Source organism: Paraburkholderia sp. UCT31 (genome assembly GCF_014397655.1).
GTDB lineage: Bacteria > Pseudomonadota > Gammaproteobacteria > Burkholderiales > Burkholderiaceae > Paraburkholderia > Paraburkholderia tuberum.
Genome location: NZ_VZQP01000039.1, coordinates 42,704 through 63,189 on the forward strand (window position 1 = coordinate 42,704; position 20,486 = coordinate 63,189).

Below are 20,486 nucleotides of genomic sequence, written 5' to 3' on the forward strand. Positions count from 1 at the left end.
CTCAGCCTTCGCGCAGGGAGCGGAAGATGTCGCCGGTATGCAGGCCGAAACTGCCGGCCGCGCGGTCGGCGAAAAAAAAGCGCAGCGTCTGGCCGACGGTCGGAAACGCGATCTCGTCCCACGGAATCTCGTGCTCCTCGAACAGCTTCACTTCGAGGCTTTCCTCGCCGGCGACGACGTCGACATCGAGCAGCCGCGCCATGTAGAACAGATGCACCTGATGCACGTGCGGCACATTCAGCAGCGAAAACAGGTTCTGCACCTCGACGCGGGCGCCGGCTTCCTCGAGCGTTTCGCGCGAGGCGGCTTCGGCCGTCGTTTCTCCCATTTCCATGAAGCCGGCGGGCAGTGTCCAGTAACCGTAGCGCGGCTCGATCGCGCGACGGCACAGCAGCACCTTGTCGTCCCACACGGGAACGGTGCCGACCACGTTACGCGGATTCTGATAATGCACGGTGCCGCAACTGCCGCATACGAAGCGCTCGCGATTGTCGCCCGGCGGAATGCTCAGACTGACGCCGTGGCCGCAGACAGAACAGAATTTCATTGGAAAGGGGACGAGAAAGGGTGATAGGAGTTTATCACCGGGGCGGGGGATTACTGAGGCGCCGACAGGGGCTGCGCGAGACGACGTCCAAGGCGGCGAGCGCCGTCGCGTCTGACATTGATTGACAGTCGATTTTTGGATGCGCTGATAGCATCGGTCCTGATGGTTGCGATGGAGGCCACCGCGTCCACCGTGGTCATCTTTTCTCTCTTGTACATTGCCTCGTAGCTTGGCGCGTCATTCAGTTGACGCGCATTTTTTTCGCCTGAGGGTGGGGCGGTCAAGGGGATCGCCAGAGCAAGGCCACAAAAACAAAAAAGGGTTACACGCCAATGCGTTGTAACCCTTCAATGATTTCGGTTGGTTGCGGGGGTAGGATTTGAACCTACGACCTTCGGGTTATGAGCCCGACGAGCTGCCAGACTGCTCCACCCCGCGTCCGTCGAAGAAAAGATTATAGACCAGCCAGACGGCCAGCGCAATAGCCATGTAAGAATTGGCTTCATTGCGCTTCGCTCTGCCCGCGCGACGTCGCCTATCGGAAAGGCTCTGGAAATCCGTGCGCGGACGCTGCGCTAGAATTCAGATTCTCCACGCGGCTCGCCGGATCTTCACGACCGCGGCCCCTTTGACTCTGATGCTCCGACCCGTTCTGAACCCCATGGATATCGCTCACGACCTGCAGGTCATCGCCATTCAGGAAAAGACCCTCGTGTTTCCCCGCTTCGATGCCGACCGCGCGTGGCAAGTCGGTGCGTATCTGCACGAAGTCGCGAAAGCGCGCGGCATTGCCGCTGCGATCGACCTGCGCACGTTCGGCCAGCCGCTGTTCTTCTGCCTGCTCGACGGCGCGACGCCCGACAACGTCGACTGGGCGCGCCGCAAGGGCAACACCGTCGCGCAATTTCGCCGTAGCTCGTACGCGATCGGTCTGAAAATGCAGCTTGCGGGCGCGACGCTCGCCGACAAGCACGGACTGCCGGCCACCGAGTACGCATCGCACGGCGGCGCGTTTCCGCTGGTGGTGGAAGGGGCGGGCGTGATCGGTTCGATCACGGTGTCCGGTCTGCCGCAGCGCGCCGATCATGAACTCGTGGTCGAAGCGCTGTGCGCGCATCTCGGTCACGACTACGGCAAGCTCGCGCTCGCGAAAAACTGACGCGATGCGCGTACCCCCGTATGCGCTGCTCGCGATCGCGATCGTCGCCGAAGTGATCGCGACTTCCGCGATGCGGGCCTCGGACGGCTTTTCACGGCTGCTGCCGTCGATGGTCGTCGTGCTCGGCTACGGCATCGCGTTCTATTGCCTGTCGTTGACGCTCCGAAGCATTCCAGTCGGCATCGTCTACGCGATCTGGTCCGGCGCGGGCATCGTGCTGATCACGCTGGTCGCGCTAGTGCTGTACCGGCAGGTACCCGACGTGCCGGCGATCATCGGGCTGGGATTGATCGTCGCTGGCGTCGCGGTGTTGAATCTCTTCTCGAAGATGCAGGCGCATTGAGCGCCCGCGCCAGCCGCCGCGATTGCCGCCAGGCACGTAAATCGACTTACTTGCAGCGCACGATCATCGAGCGGCCCTTCACGTTCGCCGACGCCACGTTCGTGACGCTGCCGCCGGCGGTTCCGCCTTCGTCGTTATCCTTCGACACGATGTCGTAGCCGGTCGCGCCGCAGGCCTTACCCGCTTGCACGTAGCACGAGGCCCAACTCGAACCGGCGTCGGCGCCGCTGCAGTTGACCGCGAAGCCGGTCTGGCCGTTCGGCAGATTGATCAGCGTGGTCGTGTTCGACGACGCGCAGCCGCCCAGTCCCGCGGCGAGCAGCAGCGCGGCGGGCAAGGCGGCCGACAGCGACGCGCGACGCACGAGGGCAAGCGCGGCGCTGGATCGGAGGCGGTGGAATCGGCCGGCGCGTCGCGGTTGCGTCGTGAATTGCATCGTGTTGTGTCCTTTCAATCAGATAGAGGGGGTCTGCCGGGTGGGGTCGGCCGCTGTGGAGCGCGAGGGCGCGCGCCACGGCTCAGGTCGTTTCGACGGTGATGCCCGCCGCGTTGAGGAGCCGCCGGGCTTCCGCGCCTTCTTCAGTGGCTGCGTCTTCCCAGATGCCGATCGCTTTCGGGATGTCGATGCCGTGACTTTCGGCGTACTCGAACCAGCGGTTCGCCGCATCCGGCTCGGGCAGTTCATGATCCTGCAGAAAATATTTTCCCATATTGCGCTCGCTGGCCTCGAAATGGCGTCGTAACAGGTACCGTGCGACAGCATGGAGCATGCCGGTATGGACCGTTCGACCAGCGCGCGCGGCTGAAGTGCGGCGCGGCTCTTTGGCGCCGGCTCTTTTGGCGCGGCGCGGGGGGCGCGTCTCGCGAGCAGAACTTATCGCGCTGCAACGCGCCTTATCGTTATGGGACGGGCCGCCCGCACACACCCCGTGCAGCGGCGCGCCGCATGCTGAAGCATCAGGGCGGCGCCGTTGCGACTGGCGCCAGCTCTGCAACCGCAACAGGAGGACGAAGATGGCTGAACGGGTCAGTGGCCCTTATCGCGGCTATTACATCAGCGCCGCCGCGCGCCTCGTGCCAGGGGGCAGCACGTCGGGCCCGTCGGGCGACGCGCACACCAAAGCGGACGGTACTTACGTCGGCACAGTCAGCCTCGCCGAGCTCGGCCCGGACGATCCGCACCGCATGGAAACGCTGCTCGAGCTCGGCGACCGGCAACGCTTCGACAGTGAAGAAGAGGCGCTCGCGTTCGTCGAACGGGCGGCCCGCGAGTATGTCGACCGGTTGCTGGATGGGCCGTGAGCGCGTCGGCGATTTCCGTGCAAAGGGCCCGCCGATGGGCTCGCCAAGGCAGCACGCGATGCCCTGAATCAGGCCCCCGCGCGCGCTGGACCGTGATCCGGCGGCGCGAGTACCATAGCGGGACTTGCGAGGATCGGCGGCGCGCAGGGCCTTCCGCGCAAGCTACGTTCCCGCGGCCAACTTCTGACGAGGCGACCATGAAAATCCGTTTTCCCGAAGATGCGCCTGCTTACCGCGACTCCAACCTGACCGTCGTGTTTTCTGCGTTGGTGGACGGTGAGCCGGTGCCGTGCGCGATCTCGGTGGAAGCGCTCGAGGATCATTTCGGCGCTTACAGCGAGGACCTCGACGGCTGGCTGCGCGCGTTCGATGCGGGCCGGCCGCGCATCGAGGCCGTTGCGCGTGAGCATCTGCAGATCAGTAACGGCACACCCGTGCTGCTCAAGAGTGGCCACTTTCCGCCGGGGCAGATGGCAGGCTAGGCGGACCTGCCTACGGACCGTCGGCGCCAGAGGCCGGGTGCAGGTCCCTCTCGGCGGTTTTCACTTCACCTACGCATCGCCAACGCCTTGCCGCTAATTCATGTCGCGTGCCGGCACTACCTCACGCGCCGCTTCGAAGCACCGCCTGATCCCTTCCTGATACGACGTCTTCCTGAGCGGCCCGATCAACGTCGCGAGCGCCGAATCATCGAGCACGACCGGCTCGGTCATCAGATAGTTCATCTCGACCAACTCGCGCATCAGCGGATTGAATAGCCCGAGCACGCGCAGCATGCCCTTGCCGGCCACCATCAGCTTCGGCCCGGAGCCCGCGAGCGCGTAGGCCTCGCGAGCCACCTCGCGCTGCGTGATCGTGCCGGTGCCCGCGAGATGCCACCAGCGGCCGTAGGCTTCGGGCGTGCGCGTGAGTCGTTCGACCACGGGACCGACATCCGGCAGATAGATGAATTCGTGCGGTACGTCGACGGGACCGAGCACCTGCGCGCGCTTGCCGGTAGCGGCGCCAACGAAGACACCGTGCAACAGGCTGCGCTCGACCCCCGGTCCGTAGAAATCGGGCAGTCGCAATACCAGCGTTTCGAGACCTTTCCGGCCATGCGCAGCCAGCACGAGCTTTTCCTGTTCAAGCCGCATGCGGCCCTTGAACGTGTGCGGCTCGCGCGGATGATCTTCTCGGACCGGGTTGCCGCGCGCGCGGCCATACGGATACACGGTGCCGATCAGAATGAAGCGCTCGACACCGGCGGCCGTCACGCCAGCCAGCGTTTTCTCCATCAACGGCGGGTGCTGCGCGAACTGGTCGTAGGGCACGCCGACGAGGTAGATCACGGTCTGAAGACCGGCGGCCGCGGCGCGGATCGAGGCGGGGTCGTCGGGGTTCCAGGTGGCGATCTCCGCGTGCGGGTCGTCACCGAAAGTCCGTTGCAATACCTCGCGCGAGCGGCCGACCACCCGGTAATCGCGGCCCGCCGCGCCAAGCGCCGTCGCGATGCTTTGACCCGCAGCGCCCGCTGCACCGAATAAACCGACCTTTCCCGTGGCTTGCATGACGACCCCTCAGATGGCGGCACGACATCGTCGCGCGCTCGTGGCTGCTCGAATTTGACAGACGAAAATTTACTGAACATTGTTCAGTAAACGATGTTCAGTTTAAATTGACTTTTCAGTTTGTCAATCTGAAAATTGCGAGTCATGGGAATCGCCGAACGAAAAAACCGCCAGAAGCAGGCACTGCGCGAACGCATCCTCGATGCCGCGCGGCGCATCGTCGTGGGCGAGGGCTTTGCCGCGCTGTCGATGCGCAAGATCGCTGACGCGATCGAATATTCGCCCGCCACCTTGTATCTGCATTTCGCGAGTCGCGACGACATCGCGCGGGCCTTGTGCGCCGAAGGCTACGCGCGGTTGCTCGCGACCTTCGTGCCACTCGTGCAGATCGCGGATCCCGCCGAACGGCTGAAGGCGCTCGGGCGCGCGTACGTCGCGTTTGGCGTCGAGCATCCTGAAACGTACCGGCTGATTTTCATGGAGGACCCGAGCTATACCGGCGCGGCGCTCAGGGGCGGGGTTGGCACTGGCAAACACGACGGCAACACGGGCGACACAAGCGCGAACGCCGGGACCGGTGGTTCGACCGCCTCGCTGGGCAACGCCGCCGGCGGCGTGGCCGACGACGACCCCGACGACGATCCCGACGAGGCCGCGCTGCACATCATGATCGACGCGCTCGACGAGTTGCGAGCAGCGGGGCGTCTGTCGGCGTCGGTCGCATCGATGGAGCCGGCCATCTGGGCCGAGGCGTTGTGGGCGAGTCTGCATGGCATCGTCGCGCTGAATCTCACGTGCCCGGTGTTTCCGAGCGCGCCGCTCGAGACGCTCGTCGGCGTGACGCTGGACGCATGGCTCGGTGTGCCGCAGGCCGTGGCGGCGGGCGCATCGAACAGCGCCGCAGTCCGCGGCAAGAAAACCGTCGCGCGGCGCCACGCCAAGTCGGCCGGCTCCACGCACCCGGCCCCCGAGCTCCCCACCAAACGCAAAGCGGCAGGCCCGTGATAACGTTCAGTTCCACCTCATGCCGCGCCGCCGCGCCCAGTTCTCCATGTCCACGTCCGCCTCGCCCGCCACTAGCGACGAAATCGCGACCCACGTAGCCAACCGCATCGGTCTCATCGAACTGGAGCGGCCGAAAGCGCTGAACGCGCTGTCGACCGGCATGATCCGCGCGATCCACGCGGCGCTCGACCAGTGGCGCGAAGACCCCGAGGTGCTGGCCGTCGTCGTGCGCAGCCGGCACGAGCGCGCGTTCTGCGCGGGCGGCGACATCCGCTTCATGTACGAAGCGGCGCAAACCGGCGACCGGGAGACGCGCGATACGTTCTTCAGCGAGGAATACCGGCTCAATCACGCGATCTTCGTGTATCCGAAGCCGTATATCGCGTTGATGAACGGCATCGTGATGGGCGGCGGCATGGGCATTTCGCAGGGCGCACATCGCACCGGCGGCCTGCGCGTCGTCACGCAATCGACGAAGATGGCGATGCCCGAAACCCGTATCGGCCTCTTTCCGGATGTCGGCGCGAGCTGGTTTCTCGCGCGCACGCCCGGCGCGATCGGCCGCTATCTGGCGGTGACCGGCGAGACGATCGGCGCGGCCGACGCGCTGTACGCGGGCCTCGCCGATGCCTACATCGACGACGCGGCGTTGCCCGCGCTCGTCGATACGTTGAGCCGCGAACCGTTCGAGCGCGGTGCTGATGTGGTTGCGTGCGTCGAGCGCGAGACGCTCGCGTATCAGGTCGCGCCGCGGCCCGAGGAGAGCGCGCTCGCGAAGGCGCGGACGTTGATCGACCGGCATTTCGCGCTGCCCGACGTCGCGCGGATACTCAAGTCGCTCGAACAGGAACGCGAGCGCGGTGGCGACGCGGCGGAGTGGGCCGAGCAGACGATCGCGGTGCTGCGCGAGCGCTCGCCGCTGTCGATGGCGGTCTCGCTCGAAGTGGTCACGCGCGCGGAAGGGTCGATGGCCGACGTGCTGCGCACTGATCTCGATCTGACGCGCTCGAGCTTTCTGCGCGGCGATACGGTGGAAGGCATTCGCGCACGCATCATCGATAAGGACAACGCGCCGCGCTGGCGTTTCGCGCGCATCGAGGACGTCAACCGGGCCGATGTGGAGCAGATGTTCGACAGCCCGTGGCCGGCGAACGAGCACCCGCTGCGCGCTCTGCGCGGCTGAACGCGCGGCCTCGCGAACCCGCCCGCGCGAATCTACGCGTTGCGCGAATTCATGTTCGCCGCGCTTATTCCTCTGCCTCGCTCGCCATGAACGCGCGCATGAACACGAGCGCACCCCAGCCCCACATCGCGTTCGCCGTGAAGCCCACCGCGAGGCGCGGCAGCATGTTGCCGCTCGGCCAGATGCCGCGCAGCGGATCGACGACGAACACGCTCGCCGCCGTCAGCACGATGCCGCCGAACACGAACGCGGGTACCCACGGCGCGCGCCGATGCGGCGCGACGCGCAGCAGCCAGGCCATCAGCACGGCCCAGCACGCGCTCCAGATTGCGTTCGCGATGAACTCAGGCAGGCCGAGCGGCAAAAACGGCGCGGTCGAAAAACCGCTAGGGTCGATCATGCCGGCAGCGTGCATCAGCGCCAGCGTCGATTCGCGAAAGAACAAAGAAGCCAGAAAACCGGCGACGAACGGCAGAATAATTTTTTGCATGCATTGCACCGGCAACGTACAGGCGACGCGAATCGCAAGACCTGTACCGGGTGATTGGAAACGAGCGCCATTATATCGACCGGGGTTGGGCGGCCGGGGCCGCGTGTATAAAGCGCAACAACCCTATGCGGTAGCACCGGGCTAATCACGAAAGCGGAAATCCTAAGCTCAATAAAATCGTTCAAAAGCCGCGGACCGCTCCATAGACTGTTTCCTCATGCAGACGGCTCGGGTGTCGCCGTCATCCGATAAATCGAGCGCATCACGCGCACGTTGGTCGAGGAAAGCCGTCGCAATGTCGAGCCTCACGCCGAATCTCCGTTGTCGCAGGGCCCGCGCGCGGTCGTGTTCGCGGTGTCGTCCGCCAGGCGCATAGCCTTCATCGATTTGACGCAGTTGCCGATGGCCTGAGTCCATCGTCCGTTTCTCAATCCTTCAACGCGTCGCAGCGCCTTGCCGGTTGCCGGCTCGATGCGCGCGGCCGGCGCTCGCGCTCACCGTTTTCATTACGTCAGGAACAGGCAGGAGTAACAACATGAATGTGTTCTGGTTCATTCCGACTCACGGCGACAGCCGCTATCTCGGTACGTCCCAAGGCGCACGCGCAGCCGACTACGACTACTTCCGGCAGATCGCCGTCGCCGCCGACACGCTCGGCTACGAGGGCGTGCTGCTGCCGACCGGCCGCTCGTGCGAGGACGCCTGGGTCGTCGCGTCGAGCCTGATTCCCGTGACGCAGCGGCTGAAGTTCCTCGTCGCGATTCGCCCGGGGCTGTCGTCGCCGGGACTCGCCGCGCGTATGGCGGCGACGTTCGACCGGCTGTCGAACGGGCGTCTGTTGATCAACGTGGTGACGGGCGGCGACGCGGCCGAACTGGCCGGCGACGGCGTGTTCGTCGATCACGACACGCGCTACGAAATCACCGACGAATTCCTGCATATCTGGCGCAAGCTGCTCGCCGCGTCGCACAGCAACGAAGCGATCGATTTCGACGGCAAGCATTTGCGGTCGAAGGGCGGCAAGGCGCTATATCCGCCGGTGCAAAACCCGCATCCGCCGCTGTGGTTCGGCGGCTCGTCGGCGGCCGCGCACGCTATCGCGGCCGAGCACATCGACACCTATCTGACGTGGGGCGAGCCGCCCGAAGCGGTCGCGAAGAAGATCGCCGACATTCGCGCACGCGCCGCGGCGCGCGGCCGGCAGATTCGCTTCGGCATCCGTCTGCACGTGATCGTGCGCGAGACCGAGGAGGAAGCGTGGGCCGCGGCCGACCAGCTGATCAGCAAGCTCGACGACGACACGGTCGCGCGTGCGCAGGCGTCGTTCGCGAAGATGGATTCGGAAGGGCAGCGCCGTATGGCCGCGCTGCACGGCGGCAAGCGCGGCGGGCGCGAGCAGCTCGAGATCTATCCGAACCTGTGGGCGGGCGTGGGGCTCGTGCGCGGCGGCGCGGGCACCGCGCTGGTCGGCAGTCCGGAGCAGGTGGCCGCGCGTATGAAGGAGTACGCGGCGCTCGGCATCGAGACGTTCATCCTGTCGGGCTATCCGCATCTCGAGGAATCCTACCGCTTCGCCGAACTCGTGTTTCCGCTGCTGCCGCAACGCTTCAGCAAGGTTGCCAACGGGCCGTTGTCGGGGCCGTTCGGCGAAATCGTCGGCACCAGCCATCTGCCGAAGGCGGCGAGCGCGAGTTGAGCGCGCGCATAGCATGGGTCGCGCGGCTTGCGCGACACGCGCACGACGATCGACAGGCAAGGAGAAAAGCCAACATGAGTGACACCACTTTGAGCGCGGGAACGGCGGCAACCCCGCAGCCCGCGTCCACGGCGCGCGCTGCCGCGTTGCGCCGTTTCGGCGCGCACCTGCTGCCGTGGCTCGCGCCGATCGCGATCCTGCTCGCGTGGGAAATCGCCGCGCGCAGCGGTGCGCTGTCGACGCGCGTGCTGCCCGAGCCGCTCGCGGTCGTGAAGGCCGCATGGTCGCTGATCCAGTCCGGCGAAATGTGGGCCGACGTGAAGGTCAGCACCTGGCGCGCGGTGTCGGGCTTCGCGATCGGCGGGGGCATCGGTCTCGTGCTCGGACTGGCGACGGGTCTCTTCAAACCCGCGGAAATCGTGCTCGATTCGACCGTACAGATGATCCGCAACATTCCCGCGCTCGCGATGATTCCGCTCGTGATCCTGTGGTTCGGCATCGAGGAACAAGCGAAGGTGTTCCTCGTCGCGCTCGGCGTGTTCTTCCCGGTCTATGTGAACACGTTTCACGGCATCCGTTCGGTCGACGCGAACCTGATCGAGATGGCGCGCAGCTATGGCGTCAAAGGTTTCGCGCTGTACCGCCACGTGATTCTGCCGGGTGCGCTGCCGTCGATTCTGGTCGGCGTGCGTTTCGCGTTCGGTCTGATGTGGGTCACGCTGATCGTCGCCGAGACCATTTCCGCGCAATCGGGCATCGGCTACATGACGATGAACGCGCGCGAATTCCTGCAAACCGATGTGGTGGTGGTCGGCATTCTGCTGTACGCGGCGCTCGGCAAACTCGCGGACATGCTCGCGAAGAGCCTCGAGCGCGTGTCGCTGCGCTGGCATCCGGCCTATCAGCGAGGAGCAAAAGCATGAGCGCAACGACGCTATCGACGACGTTCGGCGGCGTCGCGGGCAGCGATCTCGAGACCGAACTCGCGCAGCCGCGGCTCGCGGATCACGACGCGAACGAGGCTGCGGAGGTTGAGCGGGACGGGGCGGCGGTGGCGCATTGCGGCTCGCAACCGAGCTTGCAACCCGCCACCGCTCTGGCCCGCAGCGACGCGCGCCCCGCAAGCGACTACGCGGTGCAATTGCGCGGCGTCGGCAAGCGCTATGGCGAGCGCGAGGTGTTGTCGGGCTTCGATCTGTCGATCGAGCGGGGCAGCTTCGTCGCGATCGTCGGCCGCAGCGGTTGCGGCAAGTCGACCTTGCTGCGGCTCGTCGCGGGTCTCGAAGAAGCCAGCTCGGGTGTGCTCGAAAAGCGCGCCGGGAACGGCGGTCCGCTCGACACCCGCATCATGTTTCAGGATGCGCGTCTGCTGCCGTGGAAAAGCGTGCTGCAAAACGTGATGCTCGGCCTCGGCCGCGGCGCGCGCGACGATGCGCGCGCGGTGCTCGCCGAAGTCGGCCTGCTCGAACGCGCGAACGACTGGCCCGCGCAACTATCGGGCGGTCAGCGGCAGCGCGTCGCGCTCGCGCGGGCGCTCGTGCATCGTCCGCAATTGCTGCTGCTCGACGAGCCGCTCGGCGCGCTCGATGCGTTGACGCGCATCGAAATGCACAGGCTGATCGAAAGGCTGTGGCGCGAGCATCGCTTCACTGCGCTGCTCGTCACGCACGACGTGCACGAAGCCGTCGCGCTCGGCGACCGGATTCTGCTGATCGAGGAAGGCCGCATCGCGCTCGATCAGCCGGTCGCGCTCGCACGTCCGCGCGCGCGGGCGTCGGCGGGCTTCGCCGCACTCGAAGACCACGTGCTGCAGCGCGTGCTGAGAAACGCGCCGAACGACGACACGCTGGCGCATCGCGCGTATCAGCCCTATGACCCGTATGGCTTGCCCGAACCCGGTCGTCTCACGCGGCCGACCGAAGTGCGCTGGGCCGTCTGAGTTTTCCTGGCAAATCGATCCGATTCCGTTATCAACTGCTTCTGTGGAATTATCTGAAATGAGCATTTCCGCCATCAACGTGCGCAATCAGTTCAAAGGCAAGGTCAAGGAAATCATCCGCGGCTCGGTGGTGTCCGAGGTCGACGTAGAGACGCCGTTCGGCATCGTCACGTCGGTGATCACGACGCGCTCGGTCGACGAACTCGAACTGAAAGTCGGCTCGGAGGTGGTCGCGCTCGTGAAGTCGACCGAGGTGTCGATCGCGCGGCTTTGATGACGCTCCGCCCATGCGAGTGGCGTGCGCAGCGGCTATTTCGCGTTTGCGCCGCTGGCGGGCGGCTCGTGCGACATGTGGTCGTTGGTCGGCTTCGCCGGCCGCTTGATCGGCATGTTGTCCGGGTTGCTCGAACTGCCGGCGCCCGATGCCGCCTCGGGCGGTTTGGCCATCGGCGCATGGCTGTCCGGCGGCGCGCTGGGCGCCGTCTGCGCGACGGCGCTGGCGCCGCTCGCGAAGAGCGCCGCCAGCGCGGCGGTGGTGGCCGTCAACGTGGCCCAATTGCCTCGCTTCATGTCGTTCTCCTTCGATGTCGCGTGCCGTCTGCAGACACGCGGCTGTGTGCACGATTAGCTAGTAGCAGGCCGCGTTCCGGGGCCGCTGCTGGCGCGTTGAGGCGTGCTCCTAACGGTCACGCCGGTTTCAGACACCAATTGCCAGGCTCGACGCTCCGGGGAGCGGCTCGTCAGGCGCGCACACCTGCATCCGCCGATGAAACTTGCTACGATGAATTGAGCATTCCGACGGAGACGGCCATGTCGAAGTCCTTGAGTCCTGAAGCGGTCGAAGCGTTGCGGCGTCTGAACGACGTCGGCGTCGGACAGACGGCGCCCGAAGTCGCGCAGTCCGTTGCGGCGGAGTTGCTGGCATGCGACCTGGTTGCCGAAGCGGGCAGTGGTGGGGTCGAAATCAACTGCAACGGCCGGCAGTATCTTTCCGGCGATTGCAACTGATCCGCTGATCGGCGGCCGGCCGCACGGCCGGTGTGTAGAGCGAGGCGGCGCGTCGCGGGTGAGTCGCGAGCAGGTGATTGGCCAGCGCGACACCAGCTGGACGCGCGTGTGCGGCTACCCGCGATCAGCGAAACCACGGAGACGAGCATGGAGCCGAAGGGCGTCGACATGGGCGACTATCAGGCGCGCTATGGCGACCACGACATCGAGGTGGCGGTCGAACAGGTGCTGACGGGCGTCAAGGCGCATTTCCGGGTGCGGCGCGACGATTCGACGGTGGTCGACTGGCAGCTCGTGCATATCGATAGCTTGTGGTCCACCGAGCATGCGGCCGCCGAGGCGGCTTTTCGCGCGGCGCGCGAATTGATCGATGCGGGGCTGGCGAGTTAGACGCGGATAGCCGCGTCGCGATGGAAGGGGGCGCCGTGTTCGGATGAGGCAAGGAAGCGGCAGGCGCACGAGACAACGGTTGCAAACCGAACGCTACCCGGGCAACGTACCGGGTACCACGGCTGCCGTAAATGCAACTGGGCGCCGGCATCGATACTGCATGCGCGGCGCCCAGTTTGATCGCTGCCTCAGAGGCAGCGGATCTGACGGTACTGCTGGCGGCTTAGTGGCCGAAGAACACCGATTGCGGACCCGACGTGGGTTCGCTGCGTGTGCCCGATTGCGTCGACACGCTATTCACGCCGCCGTATGCATTCGATTGCGCGTTGGCGCGTTCAGCAGCGACGGTCTGCGCGTTCTGGCCTTGTTGCGAAGCCGGCGCGCCAACCGACGGACGGTAGTACGGTGCCGGACCATAGCCGCTGGCGAAAGCGGGAGCGGCGATCGAGGCGGAAGCGGCAATCAGCAGGGCGGCGATAAACTTGGTCTTCATGGTAGGACTCCGATAACGTTTCGACTGCATTTCAGGAAGATGTTGCAGGAGCCAGTCAACCAGGTGTCTGCAACGTCGATGGAAGCCAGTGTATACCCCTACTATTGAAAATTTGTGCCGATAATCTGAAATTACTATTCTCGACGAAGAAACAATCGTTCAGACGTACGCACCGCAAGGCGGACCGGTGATCCGGCCCTGTTGGCCAAGCGGTTTTTGAGAGGCGGGAGAAGGCGGGAAGGGGTGATTGCGGGGCGGAAAACCGCACAGATATCGTGGAAAACGCAGAAGGCCGTCAGCAAAACAAAAACGGCGTTGTGATTGCTCACAACGCCGTTTGCCTGAATTCTTTGGGGTGGCTGATGGGACTCGAACCCACGACGACAGGAATCACAATCCAGCCGTCAAAATGCCTCGCAGCCGCGTCAGACAACGGTCTCACAAACTAAATTCGGAACAGACGCGCCTTTTCACGCACGGTGGCATGCGGGTTCGCGGTGAGTCGTTCCGAAAATTGGACCGTGCATTGCGCTTCTGGGACTGCATGTGCATGCAGTGGTGTTAGTGGTGGCCCGCTCGTTGCGAATTGCAACGACGAGGACAGGCTCAGATCGACCCGGAGCGGACTCGCGCATGCCGACCCATTAGCGTCTCTTCGCGGAGGTGGAGCGGACCTTGTAGCGGCAACGTCCGCGCTTGGATCGCTGGCGACATTTTCACAATGTGCGGAGCCGTCAGCGTATGCAACTGCTCGCCTTTCCTGCCGTTAGTCTGCAACGTCACCGGGCGTTCATTGGCGCTAAGCGATTGCAAACGACAAAGCGCCGGAGCGAATAACGAATTCGCTCCGGCGCCAAACGCAATGAAACTGTCGCCAGTTCTAAAAGACGATGGAAGGCCAACCTACGCGACGCAGTGTTGCAGACGACGAAGCGGCGACGATGCCGCTCGCCATGTGTGTCACTACGCCGGGCGGTTCAAACCGCGCGGCCATTCGGCCGATAGCCGATCAGCTTCCTTTGTAGATTGAATGATCCCAGCCCGGCTGGGCGGGTGCGGCGGTGCCTGACGAGCCCGGCTTGGTGGGTGCACCGAAGGCTGCGGAGCCCGAGTACGCCCCACCGTAGCCACTGAGCGCCTGCTGCTGGTCCCCCACGCTCTCCAGCGCGGTTTGGAGGTGCGTGGGATAGTGCGCGTCACCGTGGTTGCGGTCGTAGCCGGCTTGGTGCAGCTGGACGAGTTCCGCGCGCACCTGCTCACGCGTCAGGGGACCGTTGCTGCTAGCGGACGCGATCGTGGGCAGCGCGAGGATGGGCACGAGTACGAGAGCGGAGATAAACGCTTTAGCCATGGTTAATTCTCCAATTCTAAAAGTCAGAAACAGAAACATCAGGTTAGCGAAACGACAATCACGGGGCGCCGGTATGGAAGCGGACAGCTTCAATGTCGCGCGACCTGAACAGGGCTTGCATGTGACACCTCCTCGATAACCATGAATAATCGTACGGAGAGGAGCTATCCACAGAAAGCAGAAGAAAAGATGCATGAGGTTCGAAAAAACCGAACTTCCTCCGTCGTGCGCATCGGCACCTGAACGCTCAGGCATGCAGCGAAGCCAGCACCTTTTGCGTCACCCGATGGTGTCGTCCGGGCCGGGATCCGCTGGCGTAGATTTCCTCTTTCACGGCCGGCAGCCGGCCGGGCCAGCGCAGGCTGCTGAGTATCGGGTCGCTGGGGGTCGCCCTTCATCGCCGCTACATGGTCTACGGGAGTTCGGCTGCAACGACACCCCCTGATAGCCGATTTACCGTCCTCCGCGGCGCCGCAACTGCGCCTTCTTTCGCGCCAAAACCGACTCAGCGTCCGCTGAAAACAAAATAACAACATCAAAGTTGACGATAAAATCAATTTTGGGTGTAATGTCGCCACTCGTCGTCGCGGGCGAGCGATTAGGCGGCATTAATCTCAGGATACCGAAATCAACCGAACCGCTCTGTTGATGTTGGCGCTGCTTGCCAGTCAGGGATAACTGGTGATAGCTGAGAGGTTCGCGCGTAACCAGAGCCACCAATTGGGCGTAGTTCCCCGATGCCGCGCTGGCGTCCCATTTAAATGGAGTGAAGGCAAAGATGAAGAAGATTCTGATCGCCGCTGCAGTTGTTTTCAGCACTGGCGTCTTTGCAGGCGAAGTCCACGTACCGCAGGTCTATCACGAAATCGCGTCGCTATTCGATCGGTGCAATGCGGCGCTAGTAAGGGGCGACGCGGACTCCGTTGCCAAGGTGGCGTACGCACCCGATCCTGAAGGCATCACTATGCGCCCGTATATCCAGGCAACGCTAAACGCGGTGCCGGTATATCCCACCGTACCGGCGTTCCAGACTTTCGTGTGATAGCCCAATTCCGGTGGCGGCTGTAGTGTAAGGCCATACCCGATGCAGTCGCGCTTTACGCCACAATGGTCCCCGGTCTGACCCGCGCAGGTGGCTTTGAGCCAAATCGGGGTTCGTCAAAACATCGCGTCGTTTGTGTTCGCGGCAGCGCCGTCGCGCCGGCGCCGACAAGAAAATCTCATGAAACTTGCCCGTGTAACTCTGCTCGTCATTCTCTTTTCGCTTCAAGCTTGTGGGGGCGGCGGGGGCGATGGCAGCAGTGGAAACAGTAGCAGTAACAGTAACAGTAACAGCTCCTCAGATACCGGCTTCTACGCGCCGAGCTACGGTGACGCGAGAAGCGACACCCGCTATGAGGCCGACCTCTCCAGCGTCACCCGTCAGGTGATCAGCTACCAGGACGTGGGAAAGGACCTTGTTTCCAACGTCGGGGTCTCCGACTCGATGGTCCAACTCTTCGGCAACTACAAGGTGCGGCTGACCCAGGCGAGCAAGAACAGTTGCCCGAGCGGCCTGGAAGGTTGTGACACGGCCGATTCGGACTCCTTGGGGGTGGGCCACAGCGCTCTTATCACGAATCTCGAATCCCTGAAGAGCGATATCAAAGATCAGAGCGAACGGGGCACGTGCGTAGCGTTCTCCCTGAACGCCGCAACGGAATTGCTGCTATCGAGGCAGCAGAACAGTACCAAACTGTCGGAACAGAACACGTACTTCCAGGGAAAGCGACTGACCAACACCTGGAACAACGCCGGACTCGACCCGTACGACACCATCGCTGCATTCGTCGACAACAAGACCAAGTTCGTTCCGGAGAAATCCTGGCCATACAATGGCGATGACAAGTATTGCACCAACTACAACCGCAAGTATCCCAATGCCACCTGCTCGGCTACCGAGGCGCAGGGTGGCGGCAGCGATACCCGGCAGCAGGATTCTACCGCAGCGAGTTCCTCAGGATTTCGGACGACCACGGCGCACAAGCTCTATGCGTCCATTGGCCGGATCAAGCAAGCGCTGTATCGCGGCTACCCCGTGGTCATGGCCATCAACGCGAACCTCGACTTTCAGGTTGCGACGTACAAGGGCGGCGTCGTGTCGTGGGTCATCAAGGCGGACAGCTGCGGGACCAGCCTGTGCGGTCACGAAATTCTAGTCGTCGGCTACCAGGACAGCGATCAGGTCGCGGGCGGCGGATATTTCATCATTAAGAACTCCTGGTCATCGGGCTGGGGCGACGGCGGGCTGGCCTATGTCACTTACGAATGGCTGCAACACAGCTTGCTGGACGCACAAGCGCTGGTTCGGATCGACAGCGCGGATTAGTAGCGCGAAACGGTATCGTCAACTGACATTACTGGTCAGCTTGACGTTGCCCTCGTCTCGCGAGTCCTATAGGTGAGGGAACTATGCCGCTTCGCCCTGCCGAGCGGTGAACCAGTTCTGTCGAATGTCATGGGAGGGGGGCGGCTGCGCCGCCCCACCCCAGAACCCTGAAGAAAGACAGGGCAAAACCAGCAGCAAGCCCGACATCTCTTACATGGTCGCCTCCCATTCGCAAGGCAATTCTTGATCACGAGAAAGGGTGGTTGTGGACTTATGTCCGGACTCTATCGCGGGCATGGCACAAGCGAGAAGCCGAGTGCCACGCAATCGCGGCAGTGTCCCGCATCGGCAGGCTCACCGCCACGGCGCTGGGCGAGAAAGCCTGCGCGGGCATCCTCCGCCGAGCCGCAAAGCGGGGCAAGGAATTGCCCCAACCCTTAGCGCGCGCACTCAAGGCAGTGGTGGACTCGGGACGGACTTCGAGTGCGACGGTGGCTTGATACCCGAAATCGCGCGAGCGCTCACGACGAGCAATCAGCGCATCGACGCGGAATCTGAAACGTTGCTCGTCGCGCACTCATTGCGAGGGGAGGGCTTCGACGCGAGCGAGGACGGAACTGGGCGCGGCACGCCGCTCGTCCCGGTCGCTGGCACCCTGACAAGCTATTGGCACCACAGCGGCGGTGCATCGGCTGGAAACAATCCCGGCCTTATTAACCCGGTATGCAGGAGGCGGCCAGGTCCGGTCAGTCCGACTTCATGCGCGAATGACGGGTGCTTAGACCGAACCGGCCGGTCGTGTGCACTGCTGCAGCGCGGCTTAAAGATCCTGGCCAGTAATCTCGATGCGCTCTCCACTCGATGGAGGTATTTTGCGTTCCGCAACTCCCACTAACTTTTGCTTTCCCAACTGAAACGCGAGCAGCAACTGCTTCTGGCTTTCGTCTGCCGCTCCGAGGTATTCGCAAACAACCTCCGGTCTGAGTTCGAAGGCGCAGTATCCCCACCCGAAGCCATACGCGGAGAACCACAGCGCTGACCGGCTGTCGACGATTGGGGTTGTCAGTTTGATGTATGACGAATCCATGGCGTTCGCCCTCCAGACTAGTGGTTGCCGAACTGGATTGTCCCACAACGCGTCCTCATGGCCGGGTGCCAGGCGACATCACGCCGCACTGATGACAGGCGGCTTCGGCTGGTTGTCGAAGGCTGCCCGGCGGGGTGGCATCTTCTGGCTGCATACCAGTCACCTAAATTGGCGCTTTGAATGGCGCATAGGGGTCGCGTGCTTCCGATCGCAGCTCGTGCGAAGTTCAGGCAGCGTATGCTCATTGCATGAGACTGCAACCGGCCATCTTCAGCCCTTCGACCGCGCGTCGTGGCGAACATTCGGATATCGGCTCTGAGCCGGACATCGGACGCTCGCCGGCCGGCCATCATGTAACTCGTAGCCATTGACGGAGGGCGGAGGCCGGCGACGCGATACCTTGAGGTGCAGAGTACGAGGCCGGCTTACGCTGAAACGGCTGGATCGACGGGCACCGTGAACTGAAAGATGGCGCCGTTACCGCCAGATTTTGCACGGATCGAACGATTACCCCGAGATCAAGGCAGGCACGCCGGCATGTAATCGCGCGCGGTTAGCACATGGCTTGAGCACGCTGCTGGAGTCGGTAGGCTAAACACCGGCTGGGTTTAAGGTCTGTCTTGGTCGCGAAGAAGTTACGACTCTCATTGCGCGCCTGTCCGGAACAATCAGGCAATGAATCAAGAGGATCTGACTAACATCCTCTTCCTGCATATGCCATCGTAAACGGAGCACTTTTCGATGGAGGAGCAGCATGCTTAAGACTCGGAAGCTTGGACGTGAAGGACTTGTGGTGTCGGAGATCGCGCTGGGCTGCATGGGGATGTCCTTTGCATACGGCACGCCGGACGACGAGGAATCGGTCGCAACGATCCATCGGGCGATCGAACTGGGTTGTACGTTTTTCGATACTGCGGAAATCTATGGCCCATTCACCAACGAAGAACTGCTCGGCCGTGCGTTGAAGGGGCGCCGGCACGAGGTCACGATCGCGACCAAGTTCGGTTTTGCCTTTGAAAATGGTGTGCGCGGCCTCAATAGCCGCCCCGCGCACATAAAGGGAGTGATTGATGCTTCGCTAAAGCGCTTGCAGACCGATCACATCGATTTACTGTATCAGCATCGGGTCGATCCTGATGTGCCGATCGAAGATGTTGCGGGCACGGTGAAGGATGCGATCGCGGCCGGCAAGGTGCGCTTTTTTGGCTTGTCCGAAGCGAGCGTCGATACCATCCGGCGGGCGCACGCGGTGCAACCGGTTTCCGCCCTGCAGAGTGAATATTCGCTGTTCGAGCGCGGTGTCGAAGACAAGGTCTTGCCGGCGCTTCGTGAACTCGGCATTAATTTTGTGCCATATAGTCCGCTTGGCCGCGGGTTTCTGACCGGCACGGCGAAGCGGGCGGAAGAGTTGCCCGCCGATGACTGGCGTGCTGCCAACGATCCGCGCATTCAGGGCAGCAATTTCGACGCGAACATCAAGCTCGCCGACTTCGTCAAGGCGCTGGCGAAGGACAAGTCCGTGACGCCGGGCCAGATTGCCCTCGCATGGCTGCTTCATCAAGGCAACGATCTGGTGCCGATCCCGGGCACCAAGCGGCGCAAGTACCTCGAGGAAAACCTGGGGGCGGCTTCAGTCACGCTCACGGCCGCCGAGCTGGAAAGCATTCGCGCTTTCCTCTCGCAGCACAAGACGGCGGGTGCGCGCTACCTGCCGGCGATGCTATCGAATCTCGATCGGTAGCGCAGCACGGACGATCAGGCGAGCTCCGCGAGGCAAGCCTCGAAGGTGGCGATCAGGCGGTCGACGTCAGTCGTCGAGGTTTGGTTTGTTTTTATTGAGCGCCTTGTAGTACCTTCGGCAGTTCCACATTCTGATGCATTGGCGCTGGATGATCGTCAGGTCATCCAGCCGCTCCTGACGAGCGACAACGCAAATAGCAGCTTTGGCCAAGGGTGCTTGAGTCGTACACCGTGAACGTCTGCTCTACCTCGGGAAGAGCCGTAGATGGCTCGCCATGTCGAACGTCGGTTCAGGATCGTGTGCGGTCGCCGACGAACCGCCGCCCGGAAGTCTCGGCAACTGGTGATGACCGTTGCATCGTGCCGATCAAACGCGAGAATGTCGACGAGTGGTGGGCCGAGTCCCCTCCCTCGCACCACTATTGGTAGTCAAGAAAAAACCGGCCCTTCGTCATTTTCGGGCGCCAGCCAGACTTCGGAGCGGGGACGTGTCCTCTTCGCCCCGACTGAGACGCAAAAAAGCCCGCTCGATGGCGGGCTTATTCCGAAATCCTCGTTTTCGTTCCGAATTTCACTTTGTGAAATCCACGAACTTTGATAAACGATTGATTCTAATGAATTCTCTGGGGTGGCTGATGGGACTCGAACCCACGACGACAGGAATCACAATCCTTTCCATGGCGCGTTTTGCAGCATGGAGGCAGATGCGAAGAAACGGTAAAAATGCATGAAAAACAATGGTTTGTGTGTTTTGCGTGAGTGCCGCCGCATGGTGTCAAATGGCGTGATATTGCTATAATTCACTTACACGGGCACTTACACGGGCCGATGGGCG

25 protein-coding genes and 2 tRNA genes are annotated in these 20,486 nt (G+C 63.1%); 15 read left to right on the forward strand and 12 right to left on the reverse strand.

The window, feature by feature from the left end; all coding sequences use genetic code 11:
• Position 1: 1 nt before the first annotated feature.
• Together F6X40_RS28155 and F6X40_RS28160 are read right to left on the reverse strand one after the other, a co-directional pair.
• Positions 2-547 carry an NUDIX hydrolase gene (locus F6X40_RS28155; protein WP_187630067.1) on the reverse strand — a complete coding sequence of 182 codons (546 nt, stop codon included), beginning with the start codon at positions 545-547 and terminating at the stop codon, positions 2-4.
• Between the two features lie 361 nt (positions 548-908).
• A tRNA-Met gene (locus tag F6X40_RS28160) sits at positions 909-985 on the reverse strand.
• A 223-nt stretch (positions 986-1,208) separates the two neighbouring features.
• On the opposite strand from F6X40_RS28160, the gene F6X40_RS28165 reads away from it, so the two are divergent.
• Entirely contained in the window at positions 1,209-1,706 is a 498-nt protein-coding gene (locus tag F6X40_RS28165) for a heme-degrading domain-containing protein (RefSeq protein ID WP_187630068.1), read from the forward strand.
• Positions 1,707-1,710: 4 nt separating this feature from the next.
• Positions 1,711-2,049: a DMT family transporter gene (locus F6X40_RS28170; RefSeq protein WP_184068636.1), complete on the forward strand. Its 339-nt coding sequence runs from the start codon at positions 1,711-1,713 to the stop codon at positions 2,047-2,049.
• Between the two features lie 46 nt (positions 2,050-2,095).
• Here the strand turns inward: F6X40_RS28170 and F6X40_RS28175 are convergent, their stop codons facing one another.
• Together F6X40_RS28175 and F6X40_RS28180 are read right to left on the reverse strand one after the other, a co-directional pair.
• Entirely contained in the window at positions 2,096-2,485 is a 390-nt protein-coding gene (locus F6X40_RS28175; RefSeq protein WP_090805720.1) for a hypothetical protein, read from the reverse strand.
• Between the two features lie 82 nt (positions 2,486-2,567).
• On the reverse strand, positions 2,568-2,759 hold the full coding sequence (locus F6X40_RS28180; protein WP_187630069.1) for a hypothetical protein: 192 nt from the start codon (positions 2,757-2,759) through the stop codon (positions 2,568-2,570).
• A 304-nt stretch (positions 2,760-3,063) separates the two neighbouring features.
• On the opposite strand from F6X40_RS28180, the gene F6X40_RS28185 reads away from it, so the two are divergent.
• The gene (locus F6X40_RS28185) at positions 3,064-3,351 is read left to right on the forward strand and encodes a hypothetical protein (RefSeq protein WP_090804360.1); all 288 of its coding nucleotides are present in this window, start codon (positions 3,064-3,066) and stop codon (positions 3,349-3,351) included.
• A 197-nt stretch (positions 3,352-3,548) separates the two neighbouring features.
• Complete coding sequence (locus F6X40_RS28190; protein ID WP_184029285.1) at positions 3,549-3,833, forward strand: DUF1488 domain-containing protein; 285 nt, start codon at positions 3,549-3,551, stop codon at positions 3,831-3,833.
• Positions 3,834-3,926: 93 nt separating this feature from the next.
• Here the strand turns inward: F6X40_RS28190 and F6X40_RS28195 are convergent, their stop codons facing one another.
• Positions 3,927-4,901: an NAD-dependent epimerase/dehydratase family protein gene (locus F6X40_RS28195; RefSeq protein WP_187630070.1), complete on the reverse strand. Its 975-nt coding sequence runs from the start codon at positions 4,899-4,901 to the stop codon at positions 3,927-3,929.
• A 144-nt stretch (positions 4,902-5,045) separates the two neighbouring features.
• Here F6X40_RS28195 and F6X40_RS28200 point away from each other — a divergent pair, with 144 nt between their 5' ends.
• Complete coding sequence (locus F6X40_RS28200) at positions 5,046-5,906, forward strand: TetR/AcrR family transcriptional regulator (protein ID WP_187630071.1); 861 nt, start codon at positions 5,046-5,048, stop codon at positions 5,904-5,906.
• Between the two features lie 46 nt (positions 5,907-5,952).
• Positions 5,953-7,089 carry an enoyl-CoA hydratase/isomerase family protein gene (locus F6X40_RS28205; protein ID WP_187630072.1) on the forward strand — a complete coding sequence of 379 codons (1,137 nt, stop codon included), beginning with the start codon at positions 5,953-5,955 and terminating at the stop codon, positions 7,087-7,089.
• A gap of 64 nt (positions 7,090-7,153) precedes the next feature.
• Here the strand turns inward: F6X40_RS28205 and F6X40_RS28210 are convergent, their stop codons facing one another.
• Positions 7,154-7,579: a hypothetical protein gene (locus tag F6X40_RS28210; protein WP_090805723.1), complete on the reverse strand. Its 426-nt coding sequence runs from the start codon at positions 7,577-7,579 to the stop codon at positions 7,154-7,156.
• Positions 7,580-8,114: 535 nt separating this feature from the next.
• Between F6X40_RS28210 and ssuD the strand changes: the two genes are divergently transcribed.
• The 4 genes from ssuD to F6X40_RS28230 all read left to right on the forward strand — a co-directional run bounded on the left by ssuD (position 8,115) and on the right by F6X40_RS28230 (position 11,488).
• The gene (ssuD, locus tag F6X40_RS28215) at positions 8,115-9,275 is read left to right on the forward strand and encodes an FMNH2-dependent alkanesulfonate monooxygenase (protein WP_187630073.1); all 1,161 of its coding nucleotides are present in this window, start codon (positions 8,115-8,117) and stop codon (positions 9,273-9,275) included.
• A gap of 74 nt (positions 9,276-9,349) precedes the next feature.
• Positions 9,350-10,198 carry an aliphatic sulfonate ABC transporter permease SsuC gene (gene ssuC, locus F6X40_RS28220; RefSeq protein ID WP_187630074.1) on the forward strand — a complete coding sequence of 283 codons (849 nt, stop codon included), beginning with the start codon at positions 9,350-9,352 and terminating at the stop codon, positions 10,196-10,198.
• Positions 10,195-11,214, forward strand: coding sequence for an ATP-binding cassette domain-containing protein (locus F6X40_RS28225; RefSeq protein WP_187630075.1), 1,020 nt, complete (start codon positions 10,195-10,197; stop codon positions 11,212-11,214). The genes ssuC and F6X40_RS28225 overlap by 4 nt, the downstream gene beginning before the upstream one ends.
• Positions 11,215-11,272: 58 nt before the next feature.
• Entirely contained in the window at positions 11,273-11,488 is a 216-nt protein-coding gene (locus tag F6X40_RS28230; protein WP_008922916.1) for a molybdopterin-binding protein, read from the forward strand.
• A gap of 35 nt (positions 11,489-11,523) precedes the next feature.
• Here F6X40_RS28230 and F6X40_RS42660 read toward each other — a convergent pair whose 3' ends face one another.
• Positions 11,524-11,784: a hypothetical protein gene (locus F6X40_RS42660; RefSeq protein WP_262421569.1), complete on the reverse strand. Its 261-nt coding sequence runs from the start codon at positions 11,782-11,784 to the stop codon at positions 11,524-11,526.
• A gap of 240 nt (positions 11,785-12,024) precedes the next feature.
• Here F6X40_RS42660 and F6X40_RS28240 point away from each other — a divergent pair, with 240 nt between their 5' ends.
• Both F6X40_RS28240 and F6X40_RS28245 read left to right on the forward strand, forming a co-directional pair.
• Complete coding sequence (locus F6X40_RS28240) at positions 12,025-12,222, forward strand: hypothetical protein (protein WP_013089281.1); 198 nt, start codon at positions 12,025-12,027, stop codon at positions 12,220-12,222.
• Between the two features lie 147 nt (positions 12,223-12,369).
• Complete coding sequence (locus F6X40_RS28245; RefSeq protein ID WP_187630077.1) at positions 12,370-12,612, forward strand: DUF6566 family protein; 243 nt, start codon at positions 12,370-12,372, stop codon at positions 12,610-12,612.
• 223 nt (positions 12,613-12,835) lie between these two features.
• Here the strand turns inward: F6X40_RS28245 and F6X40_RS28250 are convergent, their stop codons facing one another.
• The 4 genes from F6X40_RS28250 to F6X40_RS28265 all read right to left on the reverse strand — a co-directional run bounded on the left by F6X40_RS28250 (position 12,836) and on the right by F6X40_RS28265 (position 15,275).
• Complete coding sequence (locus F6X40_RS28250; protein WP_184003324.1) at positions 12,836-13,105, reverse strand: hypothetical protein; 270 nt, start codon at positions 13,103-13,105, stop codon at positions 12,836-12,838.
• A gap of 351 nt (positions 13,106-13,456) precedes the next feature.
• Positions 13,457-13,529 (reverse strand) — tRNA-His (locus F6X40_RS28255).
• A gap of 585 nt (positions 13,530-14,114) precedes the next feature.
• A complete protein-coding gene (locus tag F6X40_RS28260) occupies positions 14,115-14,456 on the reverse strand; it encodes a DUF4148 domain-containing protein (protein ID WP_187630078.1) in 342 nt (113 codons plus the stop codon).
• A 453-nt stretch (positions 14,457-14,909) separates the two neighbouring features.
• A complete protein-coding gene (locus tag F6X40_RS28265) occupies positions 14,910-15,275 on the reverse strand; it encodes a hypothetical protein (RefSeq protein WP_187630079.1) in 366 nt (121 codons plus the stop codon).
• Here F6X40_RS28265 and F6X40_RS28270 point away from each other — a divergent pair.
• Both F6X40_RS28270 and F6X40_RS28275 read left to right on the forward strand, forming a co-directional pair.
• Positions 15,235-15,498, forward strand: a complete 264-nt coding sequence (locus F6X40_RS28270) for a hypothetical protein (RefSeq protein WP_187630080.1) — start codon at positions 15,235-15,237, stop codon at positions 15,496-15,498. The genes F6X40_RS28265 and F6X40_RS28270 overlap by 41 nt on opposite strands.
• Positions 15,499-15,678: 180 nt before the next feature.
• Positions 15,679-16,824 carry a C1 family peptidase gene (locus tag F6X40_RS28275; RefSeq protein ID WP_187630081.1) on the forward strand — a complete coding sequence of 382 codons (1,146 nt, stop codon included), beginning with the start codon at positions 15,679-15,681 and terminating at the stop codon, positions 16,822-16,824.
• Positions 16,825-17,644: 820 nt separating this feature from the next.
• Here F6X40_RS28275 and F6X40_RS28280 read toward each other — a convergent pair.
• The gene (locus F6X40_RS28280) at positions 17,645-17,911 is read right to left on the reverse strand and encodes a hypothetical protein (protein WP_184063838.1); all 267 of its coding nucleotides are present in this window, start codon (positions 17,909-17,911) and stop codon (positions 17,645-17,647) included.
• A gap of 754 nt (positions 17,912-18,665) precedes the next feature.
• Here F6X40_RS28280 and F6X40_RS28285 point away from each other — a divergent pair.
• Complete coding sequence (locus tag F6X40_RS28285) at positions 18,666-19,652, forward strand: aldo/keto reductase (RefSeq protein ID WP_187630082.1); 987 nt, start codon at positions 18,666-18,668, stop codon at positions 19,650-19,652.
• Positions 19,653-20,486: the final 834 nt, after the last annotated feature.

Coding starts and splice junctions, on each gene's coding strand:
- F6X40_RS28155 (WP_187630067.1), bottom strand. CDS start 547: ATGAAATTCTGTTCTGTCTGCGGCCACGGCGTCAGTCTGAGCATTCCG.
- F6X40_RS28165 (WP_187630068.1), top strand. CDS start 1,209: ATGGATATCGCTCACGACCTGCAGGTCATCGCCATTCAGGAAAAGACC.
- F6X40_RS28170 (WP_184068636.1), top strand. CDS start 1,711: ATGCGCGTACCCCCGTATGCGCTGCTCGCGATCGCGATCGTCGCCGAA.
- F6X40_RS28175 (WP_090805720.1), bottom strand. CDS start 2,485: ATGCAATTCACGACGCAACCGCGACGCGCCGGCCGATTCCACCGCCTC.
- F6X40_RS28180 (WP_187630069.1), bottom strand. CDS start 2,759: ATGGGAAAATATTTTCTGCAGGATCATGAACTGCCCGAGCCGGATGCG.
- F6X40_RS28185 (WP_090804360.1), top strand. CDS start 3,064: ATGGCTGAACGGGTCAGTGGCCCTTATCGCGGCTATTACATCAGCGCC.
- F6X40_RS28190 (WP_184029285.1), top strand. CDS start 3,549: ATGAAAATCCGTTTTCCCGAAGATGCGCCTGCTTACCGCGACTCCAAC.
- F6X40_RS28195 (WP_187630070.1), bottom strand. CDS start 4,901: ATGCAAGCCACGGGAAAGGTCGGTTTATTCGGTGCAGCGGGCGCTGCG.
- F6X40_RS28200 (WP_187630071.1), top strand. CDS start 5,046: ATGGGAATCGCCGAACGAAAAAACCGCCAGAAGCAGGCACTGCGCGAA.
- F6X40_RS28205 (WP_187630072.1), top strand. CDS start 5,953: ATGTCCACGTCCGCCTCGCCCGCCACTAGCGACGAAATCGCGACCCAC.
- F6X40_RS28210 (WP_090805723.1), bottom strand. CDS start 7,579: ATGCAAAAAATTATTCTGCCGTTCGTCGCCGGTTTTCTGGCTTCTTTG.
- ssuD (WP_187630073.1), top strand. CDS start 8,115: ATGAATGTGTTCTGGTTCATTCCGACTCACGGCGACAGCCGCTATCTC.
- ssuC (WP_187630074.1), top strand. CDS start 9,350: ATGAGTGACACCACTTTGAGCGCGGGAACGGCGGCAACCCCGCAGCCC.
- F6X40_RS28225 (WP_187630075.1), top strand. CDS start 10,195: ATGAGCGCAACGACGCTATCGACGACGTTCGGCGGCGTCGCGGGCAGC.
- F6X40_RS28230 (WP_008922916.1), top strand. CDS start 11,273: ATGAGCATTTCCGCCATCAACGTGCGCAATCAGTTCAAAGGCAAGGTC.
- F6X40_RS42660 (WP_262421569.1), bottom strand. CDS start 11,784: ATGAAGCGAGGCAATTGGGCCACGTTGACGGCCACCACCGCCGCGCTG.
- F6X40_RS28240 (WP_013089281.1), top strand. CDS start 12,025: ATGTCGAAGTCCTTGAGTCCTGAAGCGGTCGAAGCGTTGCGGCGTCTG.
- F6X40_RS28245 (WP_187630077.1), top strand. CDS start 12,370: ATGGAGCCGAAGGGCGTCGACATGGGCGACTATCAGGCGCGCTATGGC.
- F6X40_RS28250 (WP_184003324.1), bottom strand. CDS start 13,105: ATGAAGACCAAGTTTATCGCCGCCCTGCTGATTGCCGCTTCCGCCTCG.
- F6X40_RS28260 (WP_187630078.1), bottom strand. CDS start 14,456: ATGGCTAAAGCGTTTATCTCCGCTCTCGTACTCGTGCCCATCCTCGCG.
- F6X40_RS28270 (WP_187630080.1), top strand. CDS start 15,235: ATGAAGAAGATTCTGATCGCCGCTGCAGTTGTTTTCAGCACTGGCGTC.
- F6X40_RS28275 (WP_187630081.1), top strand. CDS start 15,679: ATGAAACTTGCCCGTGTAACTCTGCTCGTCATTCTCTTTTCGCTTCAA.
- F6X40_RS28280 (WP_184063838.1), bottom strand. CDS start 17,911: ATGGATTCGTCATACATCAAACTGACAACCCCAATCGTCGACAGCCGG.
- F6X40_RS28285 (WP_187630082.1), top strand. CDS start 18,666: ATGCTTAAGACTCGGAAGCTTGGACGTGAAGGACTTGTGGTGTCGGAG.